Consider the following 469-nt stretch of genomic DNA (forward strand, 5'->3'; position numbering starts at 1 on the left):
CTCCAGCCTTCCGCTAAAAGCAGCCGTGAGCTTATGAAGAAGAAGCTGACTGCTGGCGACACCCGTCGCACACACAATAAGACATGTCTTTCTCACATGCTGTGATTTTGTCCGCTCGATTGCAGCCCCAATATGAAGTGCCAAATATCCGATTTCATCCTCAGGAATCTCAACACCCTCTTTTTCCTTCAGCCATCTGCCCATATAAACACCCGCCTCAAACGCAATGGGATAATACCTTTTAATGTCTGGTAAATAAGGATTTCGGATGTTCATATCGTATCTAAAACGATGAATGGCTGAACGCAAATGAAGACTTAAACCAACGATCAGCTCCTTATCAAACTGAATATCAAGTGACATGTGCTCCTCTACATAAGCAAGCAATTGGTGAGTGAAACGAAAATGATCTTCGTCCAGCAGATGAAATAGCGTATGGCCAGCCTCTCCATATGCCATCATCTTTGCC

1 protein-coding gene is annotated in these 469 nt (G+C 44.3%); it reads right to left on the reverse strand.

Annotated elements, in window-relative coordinates:
* A partial coding sequence (locus GFC01_RS18075; RefSeq protein WP_152948505.1) for a BglG family transcription antiterminator occupies nt 1–469 on the reverse strand: 469 nt, incomplete at both ends.

It is taken from the genome of Desulfofundulus thermobenzoicus, from assembly GCF_009428905.1.
In the GTDB taxonomy this organism is placed as follows: Bacteria; Bacillota; Desulfotomaculia; order Desulfotomaculales; family Desulfovirgulaceae; genus Desulfofundulus_A; species Desulfofundulus_A thermobenzoicus.